Source organism: Martelella sp. UBA3392, assembly GCF_002358775.1.
In the GTDB taxonomy this organism is placed as follows: Bacteria; Pseudomonadota; Alphaproteobacteria; order Rhizobiales; family Rhizobiaceae; genus Martelella; species Martelella mediterranea.
Map to the genome: position 1 here is coordinate 754 of NZ_DEPM01000129.1, position 1934 is coordinate 2687.

The following is a 1934-nucleotide window of genomic DNA, read 5'->3' on the forward strand; positions in this document are numbered from 1 at the left end:
GCGGGTCAGCGCATCGAGCGCGCCCTTGATCGAGGTGTAGACGGAGGCCGTGCCGATCGCGATCGATACCGCGATCGAGGACAGGTTGACGATGCTGGCGTTTTCGCTGTTCTTCAGAAATGGAATGGCCGCCTGCGATGCCCAGAACGTTCCCTTGAGCCCGACATCCAGCATCCGATCGATCTTTTCGGGCGGAAAGACCTCCAGTTCGGCATAGTGGAACGCCACGGCATTGTTGACGAGGATATCGAGCCCGCCGTTTTCGGCAAAGCCTTCGATCGCGGCCATTGTGGCGGCGCGATCGGAAATGTCGCAGCGCAGGGGCACAAGCCTGCCGCCCTCAGCCTCGTCCGCCATCCGCTCAAGCGCGTCGCCATCGATGTCCAATGCGCCGACGGTCGCGCCGCGCGCAATCAGGTCGAGCGCGATCGCGCGCCCGAGCCCATTTCCGCCGCCCGTGACGATGGCGCGCAGTCCTTCCAGCATGAAAATCACCTCCCGTTTCGCGCGGTCTCCCGCCGTGCTTCAACAATCCGTAGCATATAACGACAATAATACAATATTAAAATATGACATAAGCCTTCGCATGGTCTCCTCTCCACAGGCATCAGCAGGGTCCCGACGATGACATTGCGGATGCCGCCGCGCTCCCCCGCGGGCCGATCAACCGGATTCTTCTCTACCACAAAACTACAATAATACAATATTAAAATCATTCCGTTTCAGGCGACCGAATGACGACCGGAACGACTTGGAAATGTCGCACTCGTTCCGAAACGCCAAAGGCCGTCCGGCATGATGAAAACGCGATTGCGGCATATGGAAATGGGGCATCGCGGCTCAGGGCGCGTCCATACGCCAGCGACCGGTTTCACGCGGGATGAAAGACGTGTGGCTTGCTCATGGCATGAATTAAACGCGATGCCGTGGTTGGTCCGGACGGCTCGGATGGCTGTCCGGCCAAAACTGACCGCCAACTGGATCGGCTGATACCCGGCCTCCCTTGGTCCGTTTGCCGAAAGCGCGGGTGCCAGGAAGCGTCTGCCGGCTTCTCGAATTTCAGGCGGATGGTGTAGAGGAATAGTGACGCCTCAGACAGCCCGGGAGCATGCCATGATAACCGATCCGACGACACTACACATCCTGCACATATTCTACCTGGTTGCCCTGGCTGCCGAAGCCATGACCGCGGCGCTTGCAGCCGGGCGGCGCAGCATGGACTGGGTCGGCGTCATATTGCTGGCCTGCGTCACGGGACTGGGCGGCGGTTCGGTGCGGGACCTGCTTCTCGATCATCATCCCCTGTCCTGGGTCGGCTCCCCGGGCCTGCTTCTGGTGACCAGCGGCGCCGCCATACTGACGATCATGATTGCAAGGCACATGCACCGGCTGCAGCGTTTATTCCTGTTTCTCGATGCAGTCGGGCTCGTTGTTTTCAGCGTCATCGGCAGCAATATCGCGATCGGCCTGGATCAGCCGATACTTGTCGTCATAGCGGCGGGCATGATCAGCGGCTGTGTCGGCGGCGTCCTGCGCGATATCCTCTGCAACGACGTGCCGCTCCTGTTGCGCGCCGAGCTTTACGCGACGGTTTCGGTCATCACCAGCGCAATCTTTGCCGGCGGCGGACGCCTGGGGTTCGATCATAATCTGGTTCTGCTGCTGGCCGTCACCACAGGGCTTTGCCTCCGAATGCTGGCTTTGCGGTACAACTGGAGCATGCCGAAATTCATCTACAAGCACGACCTGGACTGAATCGGCAATAAGCCCTGCTCCGGCCATGCCAAAGCCAAGACCAGCGAGGTCTACACAAGCCGAATCGAGCGCTGAAACGCGTCCCGGATGCCGTGCAGCGCCGCGAAAACGCCCGGCACGGGAAAGCATGCCGTAAAAACAACGATGATAAATTTGAAAATGGTGCGGTCGAGAAGACT

At 59.7% G+C, this 1934-nt stretch carries 2 protein-coding genes; one reads left to right on the plus strand and one right to left on the minus strand.

All coding sequences use genetic code 11. From position 1 onward, the window contains the following. Positions 1–486 (minus strand): SDR family oxidoreductase (locus tag B4E36_RS09465; protein WP_345900279.1); only part of this gene is annotated, 486 nt, incomplete at its 3' end. Between the two features lie 627 nt (positions 487–1113). On the opposite strand from B4E36_RS09465, the gene B4E36_RS09470 reads away from it, so the two are divergent. Further along, the gene (locus tag B4E36_RS09470) at positions 1114–1755 is read left to right on the plus strand and encodes a trimeric intracellular cation channel family protein (protein WP_292056677.1); all 642 of its coding nucleotides are present in this window, start codon (positions 1114–1116) and stop codon (positions 1753–1755) included. Positions 1756–1934 lie beyond the last annotated feature (179 nt).

What these genes read in the sequence shown, in the direction of transcription:
- B4E36_RS09470 (WP_292056677.1), top strand. Translation starts at nt 1,114, where the DNA reads ATGATAACCGATCCGACGACACTACACATCCTGCACATATTCTACCTG.